This window comes from Marinobacter sp. C7, from assembly GCF_022343555.1.
In the GTDB taxonomy this organism is placed as follows: domain Bacteria; phylum Pseudomonadota; class Gammaproteobacteria; order Pseudomonadales; family Oleiphilaceae; genus Marinobacter.
This window is the reverse complement of record NZ_JAKQZH010000001.1, coordinates 156,472-171,921: the sequence shown is the minus strand read 5'-3', so window position 1 is coordinate 171,921 and position 15,450 is coordinate 156,472. Positions and strand designations below refer to the sequence as shown.

Annotated in this window: 13 protein-coding genes; 6 read left to right on the top strand and 7 right to left on the bottom strand. The window is 61.1% G+C overall.

What is annotated here, in order from left to right:
* Nucleotides 1-19: 19 nt before the first annotated feature.
* Complete coding sequence (locus MD273_RS00735; protein ID WP_239035864.1) at nucleotides 20-901, top strand: alpha/beta fold hydrolase; 882 nt, start codon at nucleotides 20-22, stop codon at nucleotides 899-901.
* On the opposite strand, the gene crp is transcribed toward MD273_RS00735, so the two are convergent.
* Nucleotides 898-1,539, bottom strand: a complete 642-nt coding sequence (gene crp, locus MD273_RS00730; RefSeq protein ID WP_007153756.1) for a cAMP-activated global transcriptional regulator CRP — start codon at nucleotides 1,537-1,539, stop codon at nucleotides 898-900. The genes MD273_RS00735 and crp overlap by 4 nt on opposite strands.
* Nucleotides 1,540-1,785: 246 nt before the next feature.
* On the opposite strand from crp, the gene MD273_RS00725 reads away from it, so the two are divergent.
* The 4 genes from MD273_RS00725 (at nucleotide 1,786) to MD273_RS00710 (ending at nucleotide 4,860) form a co-directional block, all read left to right on the top strand.
* Nucleotides 1,786-2,208: an OsmC family protein gene (locus MD273_RS00725; RefSeq protein WP_239035863.1), complete on the top strand. Its 423-nt coding sequence runs from the start codon at nucleotides 1,786-1,788 to the stop codon at nucleotides 2,206-2,208.
* 219 nt (nucleotides 2,209-2,427) lie between these two features.
* Nucleotides 2,428-3,219 carry an adenosylmethionine decarboxylase gene (gene speD, locus MD273_RS00720; RefSeq protein WP_239035862.1) on the top strand — a complete coding sequence of 264 codons (792 nt, stop codon included), beginning with the start codon at nucleotides 2,428-2,430 and terminating at the stop codon, nucleotides 3,217-3,219.
* Between the two features lie 154 nt (nucleotides 3,220-3,373).
* Complete coding sequence (locus MD273_RS00715; protein ID WP_239035861.1) at nucleotides 3,374-3,976, top strand: FMN-dependent NADH-azoreductase; 603 nt, start codon at nucleotides 3,374-3,376, stop codon at nucleotides 3,974-3,976.
* Nucleotides 3,977-4,014: 38 nt separating this feature from the next.
* Nucleotides 4,015-4,860: a pirin family protein gene (locus MD273_RS00710; RefSeq protein ID WP_239035860.1), complete on the top strand. Its 846-nt coding sequence runs from the start codon at nucleotides 4,015-4,017 to the stop codon at nucleotides 4,858-4,860.
* A 4-nt stretch (nucleotides 4,861-4,864) separates the two neighbouring features.
* Here MD273_RS00710 and MD273_RS00705 read toward each other — a convergent pair whose 3' ends face one another.
* On the bottom strand, nucleotides 4,865-5,731 hold the full coding sequence (locus MD273_RS00705) for a phosphoribulokinase (protein ID WP_239035859.1): 867 nt from the start codon (nucleotides 5,729-5,731) through the stop codon (nucleotides 4,865-4,867).
* A gap of 19 nt (nucleotides 5,732-5,750) precedes the next feature.
* The gene (locus tag MD273_RS00700; RefSeq protein ID WP_239035858.1) at nucleotides 5,751-9,506 is read right to left on the bottom strand and encodes a DUF1631 family protein; all 3,756 of its coding nucleotides are present in this window, start codon (nucleotides 9,504-9,506) and stop codon (nucleotides 5,751-5,753) included.
* 163 nt (nucleotides 9,507-9,669) lie between these two features.
* On the opposite strand from MD273_RS00700, the gene MD273_RS00695 reads away from it, so the two are divergent.
* Nucleotides 9,670-10,740, top strand: coding sequence for an aminopeptidase (locus tag MD273_RS00695; protein ID WP_239035857.1), 1,071 nt, complete (start codon nucleotides 9,670-9,672; stop codon nucleotides 10,738-10,740).
* Here the strand turns inward: MD273_RS00695 and argA are convergent.
* Genes argA through argB form a run of 4 tightly spaced genes read right to left on the bottom strand, consistent with a single transcriptional unit; the run spans nucleotide 10,714 to nucleotide 15,415 of the window.
* Complete coding sequence (gene argA / locus MD273_RS00690; protein ID WP_239035856.1) at nucleotides 10,714-12,021, bottom strand: amino-acid N-acetyltransferase; 1,308 nt, start codon at nucleotides 12,019-12,021, stop codon at nucleotides 10,714-10,716. The two genes, MD273_RS00695 and argA, sit on opposite strands and share 27 nt — an antisense overlap.
* 13 nt (nucleotides 12,022-12,034) lie before the next feature.
* A complete protein-coding gene (argE, locus tag MD273_RS00685) occupies nucleotides 12,035-13,204 on the bottom strand; it encodes an acetylornithine deacetylase (RefSeq protein WP_239035855.1) in 1,170 nt (389 codons plus the stop codon).
* A 45-nt stretch (nucleotides 13,205-13,249) separates the two neighbouring features.
* On the bottom strand, nucleotides 13,250-14,500 hold the full coding sequence (locus MD273_RS00680) for an acetylornithine deacetylase (RefSeq protein WP_239035854.1): 1,251 nt from the start codon (nucleotides 14,498-14,500) through the stop codon (nucleotides 13,250-13,252).
* Between the two features lie 18 nt (nucleotides 14,501-14,518).
* Nucleotides 14,519-15,415, bottom strand: coding sequence for an acetylglutamate kinase (gene argB, locus MD273_RS00675; protein ID WP_239035853.1), 897 nt, complete (start codon nucleotides 15,413-15,415; stop codon nucleotides 14,519-14,521).
* Between the last annotated feature and the right edge of the window lie 35 nt (nucleotides 15,416-15,450).

Here is a 15,450-nt window from a genome sequence, read left to right as displayed (position 1 = left end):
GTCACCGACAGGAGTCGTCATGAACCGGGTCAATCATCGCGTGCGCAGTGGCAAGATCACGCTCCACGCTGTCACTGACGGCAACCCTGAAAACGAACCCCTTGTGCTCGTCCATGGCTACCCGGACAACCTCCATGTCTGGGACCGGGTCGTTGCCGAACTGGCCCGCGATTTTTACCTGGTGCGCTACGATGTCCGGGGGGCCGGCCTCTCCGACAAACCCCGCTGGACGCGGGACTACCGGCTCAGTGACCTGGCCGGTGACCTGGAGGCCGTGGTCGATCAGCTGTTGCCAGAGCGGGCCTTCCACCTCGCGGCCCACGACTGGGGCTCGATCCAGAGCTGGGAATCCGTGGCAGCGGGCCCTCTTCAAGGGCGGATTCTTTCGTACTCCTCCATCTCGGGCCCCTGTCTGGATCACGTGGGTTACTGGCTGAGGGAACAGGCCACAGACCTGCGCGGCGGCGGCACGGCCAGGGTATTCCGGCAACTGGCCAGCTCCTGGTACGTTTTTCTGTTCCAGGTGCCCGTCTTGCCCGAAACGCTCTGGCGGCTGGGGCTGGACCGGCTCTGGCCGGGTATCCTGAAGAGATACGAGGGTGTTGCCGATGCCCGTTTCAGCGAGCTTCAGAAAGGAGACGGGAGGTTCGGCGTCAAGCTCTACCGTGCCAACTTCCTGCCCCGCCTGCTGCGACCGGCAGCGCGATACGCGCAGTGTCCGGTCCAGCTCATCATCCCCAAAGGCGACAACTACGTGGGAGCACAACTGTTTGATGGCCAGGCCCGCTGGACAGGCAAGCTGACCCGAAGGGAGGTGGACGCGCCGCATTGGGCGCCACTGACTGCGCCCGGCCTGGTGGCGGACGCAATCAGGGAATTCGCAGGGGTTCGCGGGGCTTAACGGGTACCGTAGACCACCATGGTCTTGCCCTTGACCCGCACCAGTCCCTGGTCTTCCAGGGTCTTCAGCACCCGGCCCACCATCTCCCGGGAGCAACCGACGATGCGGCCGATTTCCTGACGGGTAATCTTGATCTGCATACCGTCGGGATGGGTCATGGCATCCGGCTCCTTGCACAGGTCCAGAAGGGTCCGGGCCACGCGTCCGGTAACATCAAGAAACGCCAGATCACCCACCTTGCGGGTCGTCTGCCGCAGGCGGGAGGCCATCTGCTCGCCAATGAAGTACAGCACCCGGGGATCCTGCTGGGCGATTTCCCGGAACTTGGTGTAGCTGATCTCGGCCACCTCGCACTCGGTCTTGGCTTTCACCCAGGCGCTGCGGGAGTCCATGTTGTCGAAGAGGCCCATTTCGCCGAAAAAGTCACCGGCATTCAGGTAGGCCATGATCATCTCACGGCCATCGTCATCCTCGATAATGACGGTGACGGAACCCTTGACGATGTAGAACAGGGAATCACTCTTGTCACCAGCGTAGATAATGGTGCTCTTGGCGGGGTAACGCCGGCGGTGGCACTGGGACAGGAAATAGTCCAGGTGCTTGGTTTTCTGCTCAACCGGCTTGACGATGGTAGCCATAGTGCGAGTCATGCCTCCTCAGATACTGGCGGGTCCCGATGGTTATTATTCACCCGGCTTTCCCTGCGGGTTCGTTACTTTTTCTTCAAAAACACGCCAACTTATAACAAGAAGGCCAATGCCGGGCAACCGGAAAGAGCGCACACCTTGATCTCGATACCGTTTTCGGCAGCTGCCCGGGGACTCTGACTGTGCTAGCATCCGGCCTCATTATCCCTTGTTCTGACCAACGGAGACCCTCACGATATGAAAGCAACCGTCGACTGGACCGGCAATGCCAGTTTCAGGGCCACCAGTGGTACCGGCCACAGCGTGCAGATTGACGGACCGCCGGATCATGGCGGCCAGAATCTGGGTCCCCGCCCCATGGAGTTGTTGCTGATGGGTCTCGGCGGATGCTCCTCCTTTGATGTGATGAGCATACTCAGGAAGAGCCGCCAGGACGTGACGGCCTGCCACGCTGAACTGGAAGCGGAACGCGCCGACGCCGTGCCGGCAGTGTTTACCCGAATCCACCTGCATTTCGTGGTTACCGGGCACAACCTCAAGGAAAAGCAGGTACAACGGGCCGTAAGCCTGTCGGCGGAGAAGTACTGCTCTGCCTCCATCATGCTGGAAAGTGCCGGGGTTGAGATCACGCACAGCCACGAGATCCGGGAGGCCGAATAGAGCCTCACCGGCAGTCCGGAACCGACGGAAACTACGAATGCTAAAATGTCATTGCAAATACTATTCAACGTCACTTGCGGTGTGCATAATACGCGCCTTCTCCGCCGGTCTGCGCAAAAGGTATACAAACCTGGTCAGTAGTCGGTGGCGGCCTCGGCAGGGCTAACCCCAAGGTAGAGCCCTGCAGTCATTCATCTCCAATGTCCGGAGGGGCTGAGCATGGAAACCAAACTCCAACTGCACGGTTTCAACAACCTGACCAAATCACTGAGCTTCAACATCTACGACATCTGTTACGCGCAGACCGAAGAGCAACGCGAAGCCTACATCGATTACATCGATGAGATGTACAACGCCGAGCGACTGACCCAGATTCTGACCGACGTGGTCAAGATCATCGGCGCCAACGTCCTCAACATCGCCCGACAGGATTACGAACCCCACGGGGCGTCCGTGACCATGCTCATCGCCGAGCATGAACTGACCGACGGCGAAGCCAACAACGAGGAATCTCCGGGTCCGCTGCCGGATACCATCGTTGCGCATCTCGACAAGAGCCACGTCACCGTTCACACCTATCCGGAGAGTCATCCCCACGATGGCGTCAGCACCTTCCGGGCAGACATCGACGTCTCCACCTGTGGCCTGATCTCGCCGCTGAAGGTACTGAACTACCTGATTCACAGCTTCGACTCCGACGTGGTGACCGTGGATTACCGCGTACGCGGCTTCACCCGGGACGTGGACGGCACCAAGCATTACATCGATCACGACATCAACTCGATCCAGAACTATCTGACAGAGGATACCCAGAATGCGTATCAGATGATCGATGTGAACGTGTACCAGGAAAACCTGTTCCACACCAAGATGATGCTGAAGAACTTCAAGCTGGATAACTATGTGTTCGGCGTCAATGCCAGCGATCTGGACCCGGAAGAAGCCCAGTCAATCGAGGATCGGCTGCGTCGCGAGATGCTGGAAATTTTCTACTCCCGGAATGTGGAATAGCCGGCCCTCGGTCCGGCCTGGCGCGCCCCGCGGGGCGCGCCGGACACTCCATCAAATATTCTGAATAAAGCCTGCAAGATTCTCCGATTTCATCTTTTTCCCCCTCGCAGTTCAATAGCCTCATACCCATTGAGTTCCCGCAGAGGCCTTGAACATGAAGAACATTCTCGTTATTACCGCAAGCATTTTCGGGCAGGACGGACAGTCCTCCCAGCTGGTCAACCGGACGCTGGAGCAGCTTCACCAGAGCCATGGGCCAACCCGCATCACGCACCGTGATCTGGCCGCCGAACCGGTGCCACACCTGGACGCCGACCGCTTTGGCGCGTTCCTGAGCAACCCCGACCATCGCGACCACAACCAGCAACAGGTAGTGGCTTATTCAGATTCGCTGATCCAGGAAATTGCAGATGCAGACATCATTGTCATGGGTGTGCCCATGTACAACTTCGGTATCCCGTCACCCCTGAAGGCGTACTTCGATCATATCGCACGGGCCGGTGTAACCTTCCGCTACACTGAAAATGGTCCCGTGGGGTTGCTGGAAGACCGGCCGGTTTATGTCCTGGCAGCGCGTGGCGGCATGTATGCCGGCACCCCGAATGACTCGCAGACGCCGTACCTCAAGTCGTTCCTGGGTCTACTGGGTCTGAAGGACGTGCATTTCGTCTACGCCGAGGGCCTGAACATGGGCGAAGAGCAGAAAGAAGCCGCCCTGCAGCAAGCCGACCGCAGCATTGAAACCCTGACCGCCTGAACCGGCGGTTCCCGGATCCTTTTGGCAGGAGGTCAGTCATGACAGAACGCAACGTGGCACAGGTCATTCCCGGTGCCGAGACATCCGACGGCGCCGGAGTCCGCATCAAGCGCTCCCTTGGACAGCACCCTTCGGTGCGTCTGGACCCCTTCCTGATGCTGGATGAGTTCGGTTCGGCCGACGCCGCCGACTACATTGCCGGCTTCCCGTCCCATCCCCACCGGGGTTTCGAGACCGTCACCTACATGATCGAGGGACACATGCTTCACGAGGATCATCTGGGTAACCGGGGTGATCTCCGCAACGGCGGGGTCCAGTGGATGACCGCAGGCCGTGGCATCATCCACTCGGAGATGCCCCAACAGGAAGAAGGGGTCATGCGCGGCTTCCAGCTATGGCTGAACCTGCCCGCTGCGGAAAAGATGACCGCCGCCGGCTACCGTGACATCCAGCCGGAAGACATTCCGGAGATCGCCTTGGACGGCGGCCGCATCAAACTGATCGCCGGCACGATCACTGTTGACGGGGCCCTCCATCGGGGCGCGGTTGCCGATCGCAGCACCCAGCCCATTTATGCCGATATCCAGCTGGGTTCCGACGGTCGCGTCAGTCTGCCGGTGCCGGAGAGCCACAACGCCATGCTGTATCTGTATCAGGGTGAAGCCCGGCTCGGTGAAACGGCACTCAGGTCCAGTACCGCCAGCATTCTTGGCCAGGGTGACCGTATTACCGTTACTACCGGAACGGCCGGCGCCCGCCTGCTACTGATCGCCGGTAAGCCTATCGGTGAACCGGTAGTCCAGTATGGTCCGTTCGTGATGAACACCCGTGAGGAAATTGAACAGGCGCTTCGGGACTACCGGGACGGCCGGTTAACCGCGTGATGGTTCAGGCGTAGGTCCTTCGACTCATCAGGCGCTGGACCATGGGGCGCAACACCAGGTCCATCGCCAGCGCCATTTTGGGGCCCGGAACCACCAGGGTATCGTGGCGCGACACGGTACTGCCGGAGATCAGTTGCAACATCTGGGTGAACTTCACTTCCGAAGGGTCCCGGAACCGGATCACCACCATGCTCTCGTCCTCGGTGGGTACATCCCGGACCACGAACGGGTTGGAGGTGTCCACCAGTGGCACCCGCTGGAAGTTGATGTGGGTATGGGAGAACTGCGGCACGATATCGTGGACGTAGTCGTCCATGCGGTTGACGATCGTCTGGACGACGGCTTCCTGGCTGTAGCCGCGCTTGTGGGTATCCCGATGGATCTTCTGGATCCACTCCAGGTTCACGATGGGAACGACCCCGATCAACAGATCCACGTACTGGGCGATGTTGTAGGTATCGCTCACCACCCCACCGTGCAAGCCCTCGTAGAACAACAGATCGGTATCTGCCGGCAGCGGCCCCCAGGGTGTGAAGGTACCCGCCTTGTGCCCGGCGCTGATCAGGGCGTGATCCTCGTCATGGACATATTGTCGGTAGCGGCCATTACCGGTATGGCCATAGTCGTAGAACAGGGCCTCAAGCTTGTCGATGTGGTTGGCCGCCAGCGCAAAGTGGTTGCGCTCGCCAAACTGCCCCTTGGCGGCCAGTCGGGCCATCTGCTCCCGGTTATAGCGGTGGAAGCTGTCCCCGCTGACCATGGCGGCGCGCAGCCCCTCACTGGCGAACATGCGACTGAAGATCTGCCCGGTTGTCGTGGTGCCCGCACCACTGGAGCCGGTCACGGCAATAATCGGATGACGCTTTGACATGCACTCCGCCTGTCCCGGTTTACAGAAGGCTGTCGAGGGATCGGGGTTTCTCCACCACGAATCCCTGGGCGTAATCCACGCCCAACTGCCTCAGCATATCCAGAACCTCGCGGGATTCAACCTTTGAGGCAATGACCTCCCGTTTCATGTAATGGGCCATCTCCACCATGGATCTGACCATCGCCCGGTCCATCTCGCTGGTGGTGAGCTGGCTGGTGAAAGCGCTGTCGATCTTGATCAGGTCCACCGGCAGTGAGCGCATGAAATTGAACGAACTGGGACCACTGCCGAAATTACCCAGGCAGAACCGGCAGCCCAGCTCCTTCATCTCGCGAATGAACTCTGCCACCGACTCGATATCGTTGATGGCCGATGCTTCCGTGAGTTCAAACCAGATCCGTTCTATTGGCGCATCCTTTTTGCTCAGCTTCTCGTAGATGAACTCCAGAAGAGTCTGGTCATTCAGACTGAAGCCGGACAGGTTGATACAGACGCCCCCCAGATGACGGGGATCCGGCTGACGCTCCCTGAGCCAATCGAGCATCCGTCCGACCACCCAGCGATCCACCGCCTGCATGCGGTCGTAGCGTTCGGCCATCCGGACAAAATCCCGTCCCGTGATCAGGTTCCCGGCATCGTCGTACATGCTGATCAGGATCTCGTACTGGGGCGACATGGAAGTGCGGCCGTGCAACGGGATGATCTTCTGGCAGCGGAGCAGCATGCGCTCCTCGTTCAGGTCTCCAAGGCTGGCGACCTTGGCGGCAATCTGTTCCTGACGCGCCTGGTCATTGGCATCCGGCACGTATTCCACCACCTGGCCATGCCCCTGCTGCTTGGCTTTGGCCAGCGCCTGCTCCGAAGCCCGCAACCAGCGTTCGGCGTTCACCAGACCCGGCAATGCCGGCACGATACCGACACTGGCGGACAAACGGTAACTGCGCCCGTTGAAGCTGAATTCGGCTGACTCGATCGCCTGGATCAGGCTACCGGCAATTTCCCCGGCATCCTCGCCGGGCACCAGCATCGCAAATTCGTTGCCCGCCAGGCGCGCTACAGGCATCCCGTCACCCACATGGCTGCAAAGAAGATCCGCCACCTGTTTCAGGGCATCGTCTCCGGCCTGGTAACCGGCCGTATCGTTGAGAATCCGGAAGCGTCGGAGATCCAGCCGCACCAGTGCCCGCTCGTCTTCTCGACGGGCCAGCTGCTGATCCAGCATGCGTTCGAATTCCCGACGCCCCAGGAGGCCGGTCAGCTCGTCGTGCGTGGAGGCCCAGGACAGCTGGTCATAAACCTTCCGCACCATGCGATCGATGCTCTCATCCACCAGTGGGCGCTCGTACTGGTTATCCGGCACGATGATACCCTTGCGCATCTGCCGGGCCAGAGCCTCCAGCTCCAGCTCCACCACCCGCATACCCTGGTGGTTCACAAACACGAAGCGACTGAACCCACGGGCAACCCAGACCAGTCGGATATACTGGGGCTTGTCCGGATTTTCCTGGTCCCTCAACCAGTCCCCGGTGCGCAGCTGCTGGGCACGGTTGATCCAGCGCTGGAGACTGCGCTGCTCACGGTCGGAGACTTCCCGTTGCTCATCCGCGTCGGTGCGGGCCGGCGGCACCTCCACCATCTCCGGCCGCTGATCGGGCCGGCGCACCAGGAACTGCTTGAGTTCGTTACGGATCTGGGAAGAGGGCATGTGATTGCTGGATATCGAGGCGAGACCATCCTGGATCATCCGAAGCAATTCCGGGAGATTGATGCTGCTGCCCGGATCGTCGCCGAAGGCCAGCAGCGAATCGACCACGGACAGGTAGTCGTGCCAGAGCTGACTGTCCGGACCCTGCCGGATCCAGGTCAACGACAGCAGATCCCGCCAGCCACCATCAAGCAGGCTGAGAACCGCTTTCGGCACCTTGCGGCCTGCCACCCGCTGGTTGAGCACCTCGGCCACCGCCTTCTTGGACTCCGCCACCTTCTGGGCCCCCTCGGCGGCGGCAGTAACCCGTTCTACATTGCGGCGGTATACCAGGTTCTGGCGATCAATCAGGACATCCAGCTCCTGGACGGTCTGTTCGAAGACACCGGTGTCCTGCTCAAAGTCCGTGTTGATCCGCTGGATCAGCTCATCAACCTTGCGCTGCACCACCGGATTCACCCGGCCGCCTTTCACGCCAAGCTGGGCCAGGCGGTTCATGACGCCGCGTACCGGGCTGTCCTGATCGTCGAAAAAAGCCGGATCACGCATGACCACCTTGAGGACCGGAACCTCCAGCTGGCGTATCCGGTTCTGGGCATAGTCGCTGAGCTTGGGGCTTTCCACCACGCTGCGGAAGAAGCGGTCGACCACGTCCACCGTTTCCTCCTGCTCTTCGTCCAGGCGGTGATCGCCGCACTCCCTTACCCTCTCGATCACACGCTGTTTCAGGGGCACATCCGCCGCCACTGGCTCCCGCTCCTGTAGCTGAAGCTGCTGCAACTCGCGCTGGAGCTCACCCGCTGATAACGGCTGGGCATTGGGTGGAAAGGGCATGGGCTCCCCGTCGCCGCTCGCGATCCGGCTAGCAGACAGGGTGGAAATCAGATTGCGTACCGTGGCGAAGGCGGTCTGGGCGGCCTGTGCGTAGCCGCGAAATTCCTGACCCGCGCGCCCGACAGAAGCGCTGGCGCGTCCGGTAGTCGCTTTACGGATCGGCTCTACCCGGGAGGGGGCCGGCTTCGGGCCTTCGGGAACCGGCTCGGGCTGCTTCGTTTTTTCGGGCGTGGCTTTCCGGACGGTTTTCTCACTGAGGTACTTGCTCAGATCCAGGTCCGGCAACACACCATGACGGATGAGAATGTTGTTGAGCTCCTTATACAGGGGCCCCAGCTGTTGCAGCACCGTCTGCTCGAACACTTTCAGGCACACTTTCTCCACTTCCCGGGACAGCTTCAGCTGGCTGAGGCCGGCGTGAAAGGCTTCGCACACCAGTGCCGGCCCGAGCGGATTGTGATGGCCGGTGGCATTGGCAATCGCGAGCTTGTCCAGGCGCAGCTTCAGCTGCAACAGGTCACCCCGGTACTGGGTATCCGCCTTGGTCACCATCACCCGGATGGTCAGCCAGTCCTCGAACTCGCCCTTGTCGACGATGGAGAGCTCCGACCCCGGAAAGCCTTTGGGAGCCGGTTTCAGGGGAGACTCCAGGTTACGCGACATATGGTGCCAGATGACCCGCTGCCGGGCCTGGATCTGCCCCGTGGAATCCATGAACTCGTTTGCGAGCTGGTCGTTGGCGGCCTTCTGGGCCGCCTGCTTCAGGCCGGCAACCATCTGGACAAAGCAGGCATCCATCAGGGGCTCAATGAATTGGGTCACGGCCTTCGCGCACTGGTGCAGGACAAACTGGATGCGGTCATTCGGGGCATGCAGTGAGGAACGTTCCTGGTGACGGGAGCTGCCGCACTGGGCAAGCATGGCGTCCAACGCGTCGGGATTCGAGCGGGTGAAGTTCACACCCATGGCACCGTCGATACGGCGCACGATACTGACATGCAGTTCGTGAGCCCGGTGCCCTTCGGCACCACGGAAACGCACGATCAGCTCGGGCTTTGCGCCCCGGGCGAAGAGTTGGTCCAGCTTTCTGGAGGTGTCAGCGGAATAACGGACAAACAGACCTTCTGCACAAAAGTCCGCGATCTGGCAAGGCCAGGATTCACCACCTCCCAGATCGATCTGGGCTGCCAGCTTGATCGGTTGGCGGGGACTTCTACGACGTTCTCTTGATTCCATGAACAACCTGATTTTTCGTACCACCATCCGACCCTGGAACACCCCGAGTCCGGTTTGGGTCCCTGAAACGGTGGATAACGCCACCGGCTACTATGGGCATTACAGCTGTACTATAGTGGCGAAATCCCGACGGGAAACCGACCCAAGTATAACACCCAGTTCCATGAAACAGCTTAGTCAGATCTATCTTCTTTTGCTACTGATAACCGGCCTTACCGGGTGTACGACCATTGGCTACTACACCCAGGCAATTTCCGGTCATTTCAGCCTGATGACCCGGGCCGAACCGGTGGCCGAGGTTATCGGTGACGCAGAAACACGCTCCGAGCTACGGGAAAAACTGGAACTGGCACTGGAGGCCAGACGTTTCGCCGGAGAACGACTGGCGCTGCCGGTGGGCGAAGCCTACCTGGAATACGTGCAACTCGATCACCCCTGGGTGGTGGTAAACCTGGTGGCGGTACCGGAGTTTTCCCTGAAACCCCACAGCTGGTGCTACCCCATGGTCGGTTGCCAGGCCTACCGGGGTTACTTCAGCCTCGACGATGCCAGGCGCGAGCAGGCCGGGTTCCGGGATAAGGGTTATGACACCTTTATCGGAGGCGTTACGGCCTACTCCACTCTGGGCTGGTTTGACGACCCTCTGCACAGCGGGTTTACCCGTCTTGATGAGGACCGGATGGTCGCGCTCATGTTTCACGAACTGGCACACCGGGTGGTCTACATTTCCGAGGACACCACATTCAATGAAAGTTTTGCCACTGCGGTCGAGCTGGAAGGACTGCGAACCTGGCTGGAGCACCGCGGGGAGGCGGATCGGTTCGAGGAGGCGCTGGCCAGACTGCAACGGAGGAACCAGACCCTGGCACTGGTCCGGGAGGCCACCAGCCAGCTGGACCAGCTCTACAACCAACTGGAGACGTTGGGACCGGAAACTGTGCGGCAACGGAAACAGGGGATCCTGGCCCGACTGGCCGAGGCTTACGGGGAGCTCTCCCGGTCCTGGACCGAACCCGGACCGTTCGGACCGGCCCCGGTCACGCTGAACAACGCCAACCTGGCCCTGTTCCGGCAGTATAACCAGTTCGTACCCGGGTTCCGCCAGCTGTTGTCAGATCATGATCATGATTTCCCGGCCTTCTACCGGGCCGTGGAAGAGCTGGGACAGCAACCACCGGCCAAGCGTGAGGCGGCGCTGGCCCAGCTTTCACAAAGGTTTGAAGAAGACCTTTGAGTTGCGCTGGCTGTTATACGAGGCCAGCTTGGGGCCCGGCAGGGACTGGACACCTGAGGGCAGGAAACCGCGTTCCCGGAACCAGTGCTCGGTCTGGGTAGTAAGAACAAACAACTTCTGGATGCCCTGACCACGGGCCAGCCTCTCGATCATGGCCAGGATGTCATCACCCCTGCCAGCCCGGCGATAGGAAGGGTCAACGGCAAAGCAGGAAAGCTCTCCCGCGCTTTCCTCCGGATAATGGTACAGGGCGGCACAACCGACAATAGTGCCGTCCCGCTCTGCCACCACGAACCGGTCGATCTCGGTCTCCAGCATTTCCCGGGAGCGCCGCACCAGAACGCCCTGCTCTTCGAGGGGCTGGATCAATTCGAGGATGCCACCGATGTCTTCCACCCGGGCCTGGCGGATCTGCTCGTAGGTGTCACCGCTGACCAGGGTACCGGACCCGTCCCGGGTGAACAGTTCGCCCAGCAACGCCCCGTCGTCGACGTAACTGATGATGTGCGCACGACGAACACCCTTGACGCAGGCATCGCAGGCCGCCTTGAGGAGATCCGCATCGTGCCCCGTGACAGCACCTGCCGCCAGGCGCTCCGAGGCCTGCCGGGCCGACAGTTCCCGGATCAGGGTGCCGTCCTCCTCCAGCAGCCCCTCATCATCGATGAACACAATCAGTTTCTCGGCCTGCAGCGCCGCCGCCACCTGACTGCCCACATCCTCATAGGACAGGTTGAAGGCATCGCCCGTGGGCGAGTAGCCCATGGGGGGCAATATCACGATGTGGCCCAATTCCAGCAGCTTCTCGATACCGCTGGCATCGATCCGCCGGACCCGACCGGTGTAACCGAAGTCTACCCCGTCCAGCACACCCACGGGGCGGGCTGTGACGAAGTTGCCACTACTGACCCGGATCCGGGCATTGTGCATGGGAGAGTTGACCAGTCCCATGGACAGCTGGCTCTCCAGGTAGGCCCGAAGACCGCCAATGGCTTCCATCACCATCGACAAATGCTGTTCGGGGGTGATCCGCAGGCCACGTTCAAAACGGGACTGTACACTGGCGCCGTCCAGACGGGCCTGGATCTGTGGGCGGGCACCAAAGGCCACCACCAGACGCACACCCAGACTGCTCAGCAGGGCAATATCGTGAATGATATTGATAAAGTTGCCGTGCTCGATGGCGTCGCCCGGAATGGTCAGCACCACCGTCCGGCCACGATGGGCATTGATGTAGGGTGATGAATGACGGAAACCGTGCAACCAGTCGTTCGAATTCAATTCCGTTTCTCCGTCACAGGCAAAACTCCTCGATCAGTCCCCGGAGTATCCGCACTGTGGGTTCCAGTTGGGACAGCTCCAGGTATTCGTCCGGCTGGTGCGCCTGGTCAATGGACCCCGGCCCCATCACCAGAGTCTCCAGGCCCAGCTTCTGGAGCCACGGTGCTTCCGTGGCAAAGGCCACGGCATGGGCGGTATGCCCCGTGAGTTTTTCACAGGCTCGCACCAGCGCGGCATCGGCGGGCGTCTCGAACGGTGGCACACCGTCGAACAGGGGTTCGAAAACCAGCCCCAGATCCCGCCGCTCGGCAACCGGCTGGACCCTGGCCAGAATCGCCTGCCGAAGGTCCTCCATGGCCATGCCCGGAAGCGGCCGGAGGTCGAAGTGCAGCTCGCACTGGGCACAGATGCGGTTGGGGTTATCCCCGCCATGAATGCAGCCCAGGTTCAGGGTGGGAAACTGGACTTCAAAGTTGGCATTCCGGTATTTCTCCTGCCACTGACCCCGAAGCGCCAGCAGTTCGGTCAGGGCCTCGTGCATCCCCTCCATGGCATTGCGGCCGAGGGCCGGGTTGGAGGAGTGGCCGGACTGCCCCTCGAACTTCAGGCGCTCCATCATGATGCCCTTGTGCATCCGTACCGGCCTGAGGCTGGTGGGTTCACCGATGACCGCATAGCGGGCCTCGGGCTTGCCGGCCTCGGCCAGCGCGCGGGCGCCGTTCATGGAGCTCTCTTCATCCGCCGTGGCGAGAATGATCAGCGGTTGTTTGAGCGTCGTTCCCGAATAGGCCCGTGCCGCCTCGATCGCCAGCGGGAAGAAGCCCTTCATGTCACAGGTACCCAGCCCATACCAGCGGTTGTCCCGCTCGGTCAGGGTGAAGGGATCGCTTTGCCAGCGCTTGTCATCGAACGGCACGGTATCGGTATGGCCAGACAACACCAGCCCGCCCGGCCCCCGCCCAAGAGTGGCAATAAGGTTGAACTTGCCGGGCATGCCCGGCACTTCGAGGATCTCCACCACGAAGCCCAGGGGTTCCAGCCATTCGGCAAGGGTACGAACCACCGCCTCATTACTGTGATCCCACTCGGGCGAAGCACTGCTGATCGAGGGCAAGGAAATCAGCCGGGCCAGCATTTCCCTGAGTTCCGGGACCGCCGCCCCGGTGTCTGCGGACTGTGCCATAGTTATCTCTCAACCCCATCCGGGGTGACCAAGGGTAATCGGATGTCATTCACTCCGGCCACGGCGCCAGACCTCGAATCCGGACACCGCGCGCAACAGCATCGGATAGGCCACCTCGCCGCCGGCCACTACCCGGGCCACTTCCAGCTCACGATCACTGACGCTGACCAGGCGACCTTCCACCACATTATCATTGGAAAGGGTAACCCTGACCTGCCGTCCGATCCACTGCCCGGCGGTCCCGACAGGCTCGACATACCACTCCTGCACCGCCGGGTTTCCGTTGGTATCCGGGGACTCTTCCTCGCTTTCCCCAGCCGTCTCAGGCTCCGGCGGCAGGATCTCCAGGTATATGTCCGGGACACCCGCCCCATTGTACGCCACTTCCCAGCCAGCCCCCTGACCTTCTGAGTCCGCTTCCCTGACCGGGATTCCCAACCAGGGCTCTGAGGGCTCGATGGCAAATTTCAGCTCACCCCCCTCCAGCAGCCACTGCCGGTAAAGTGCAAGCAACTGCTCACTGGCGGCAAGCCCCCGGGCATTCAAACCTTGCTCCAGGGCGCCGGTAGCGCGGCGGGCCCACTCCATGGTGTCCAGCCCCGCCTCCCGGGAACAGTAGGCGGCGACACGACGCATCAGACCGCCATCCCTGACGGTGATCGCCATCGGAGCATCCGAACTGGCCAGCGTATCTTCCGGCGCCATGAGATCCAGCCGGGCACCTGGCCAGTCCAACTCCAGACTGCCGGTACCAGCGGTGTTCAGTTCTCCATACAGCCCGTTGGCGGTCTGCTGCACCAGAAGCTCACCGGCCAGGCCAGTGATGCCCATCCGCATCAGATCACCACTGCCCAGTTGTTGTCGCGGATCCGGCGCACAGGGCAGCACCAGCAGTGCCGGGTCTCCCTCTACATTGGTGCCTTCGGCCGTTACCCAGTTCCGGAACATGGTGGCGTCAAGCTTTAACCCCAGCCCCTCAGCCCGGAGCAACCACTCCCCAGGCAGCTCGCCCGGGTCGGCCAGGGCGGTCAGCAGCGCCACCGGCGAGCCGGCGTCGAATTCGACACGCCCCGACTCCAGGGGCTGGGTCAGACGAAAATCCTGCCACCGTCCGTTGGTCAGTACCAGCCGCCCGTCGGCACCGGACCCGATACTGCCCCGCTCAAGCACCCCGTACTCGTCCAAGGCCAGACGGGCCTCTGCCAGGCGCTGGTCTGCCAACCACCAGACAGCCCCCTTGAAAGCCGCAAAGGTCAGGAAGACGAGTACAATCAACAGGGTCAGCAACCGCTTCATCCGGAAACTCCTCGGGAATCAGTTGCGGGAAATCAGGGTGCCGACACCCTCATCGGTAAAGATTTCCAGCAGGCAAGCGTGGGCAACCCGTCCATCAATGATGTGGGAAGTACGGACTCCGTTCTCCACCGCACTCAGGGCGCAGCGGATCTTGGGCAGCATGCCACCATGGATGGTGCCGTCCTCGATCAGCTCGTTCACCTGTTGCGCAGTCAGGCCGGTGAGAACCTTGTCATCCTTGCTCTTCAGACCGGAAACGTTGGTCAGCAGGATCAGCTTCTCCGCCTTCATGGCTTCCGCGACCTTACCCGCCACCAGATCGGCATTAATGTTGTAGGAGGCGCCATCCGGCCCCACCCCGATGGGTGCAATCACCGGAATCACATTGCTGCGGGTCAGCATCTCGATGACTTCCACGTTTACACTGGCCACCTCGCCAACGTGGCCGATGTCGATGATTTCCGGGCGCTCCAGCTCCGGGGACCGGTTGACCACCTCGAGCTTGCGGGCCCGGATCAGGTTGGCATCCTTACCGGTCAGACCCACTGCGGTGCCGCCATGGGCATTGATCAGCGATACGATTTCCTTGTTGACCTGACCGCCGAGCACCATCTCCACCACATCCATCGTCTCGGAATCGGTGACCCGCATACCGTTCACGAACCGGGATTCGATATTCAGGCGCTCCAGCAGTTCGCCGATCTGGGGCCCGCCGCCATGAACCACGATCGGGTTGATGCCCACCAGCTTCATCAGCACCACGTCCCGGGCGAAGCTGCTCTTGAGATCCTCGTTCTCCATGGCGTTGCCGCCATACTTGATCACCACCGTCTTGCCGGTGAACCGTTGGATATAAGGCAGGCCCCGGCTCAGTACCGAGGCCACCTGCATTGCTGTTTCACGATCCAGCGCCATGTTGTTCCTTACCTTTGAAAAAACGTTGACAACCC

What these genes read in the sequence shown, in the direction of transcription:
- MD273_RS00735 (WP_239035864.1), top strand. Translation starts at nt 20, where the DNA reads ATGAACCGGGTCAATCATCGCGTGCGCAGTGGCAAGATCACGCTCCAC.
- crp (WP_007153756.1), bottom strand. Translation starts at nt 1,539, where the DNA reads ATGGCTACCATCGTCAAGCCGGTTGAGCAGAAAACCAAGCACCTGGAC.
- MD273_RS00725 (WP_239035863.1), top strand. Translation starts at nt 1,786, where the DNA reads ATGAAAGCAACCGTCGACTGGACCGGCAATGCCAGTTTCAGGGCCACC.
- speD (WP_239035862.1), top strand. Translation starts at nt 2,428, where the DNA reads ATGGAAACCAAACTCCAACTGCACGGTTTCAACAACCTGACCAAATCA.
- MD273_RS00715 (WP_239035861.1), top strand. Translation starts at nt 3,374, where the DNA reads ATGAAGAACATTCTCGTTATTACCGCAAGCATTTTCGGGCAGGACGGA.
- MD273_RS00710 (WP_239035860.1), top strand. Translation starts at nt 4,015, where the DNA reads ATGACAGAACGCAACGTGGCACAGGTCATTCCCGGTGCCGAGACATCC.
- MD273_RS00705 (WP_239035859.1), bottom strand. Translation starts at nt 5,731, where the DNA reads ATGTCAAAGCGTCATCCGATTATTGCCGTGACCGGCTCCAGTGGTGCG.
- MD273_RS00700 (WP_239035858.1), bottom strand. Translation starts at nt 9,506, where the DNA reads ATGGAATCAAGAGAACGTCGTAGAAGTCCCCGCCAACCGATCAAGCTG.
- MD273_RS00695 (WP_239035857.1), top strand. Translation starts at nt 9,670, where the DNA reads ATGAAACAGCTTAGTCAGATCTATCTTCTTTTGCTACTGATAACCGGC.
- argE (WP_239035855.1), bottom strand. Translation starts at nt 13,204, where the DNA reads ATGGCACAGTCCGCAGACACCGGGGCGGCGGTCCCGGAACTCAGGGAA.
- MD273_RS00680 (WP_239035854.1), bottom strand. Translation starts at nt 14,500, where the DNA reads ATGAAGCGGTTGCTGACCCTGTTGATTGTACTCGTCTTCCTGACCTTT.
- argB (WP_239035853.1), bottom strand. Translation starts at nt 15,415, where the DNA reads ATGGCGCTGGATCGTGAAACAGCAATGCAGGTGGCCTCGGTACTGAGC.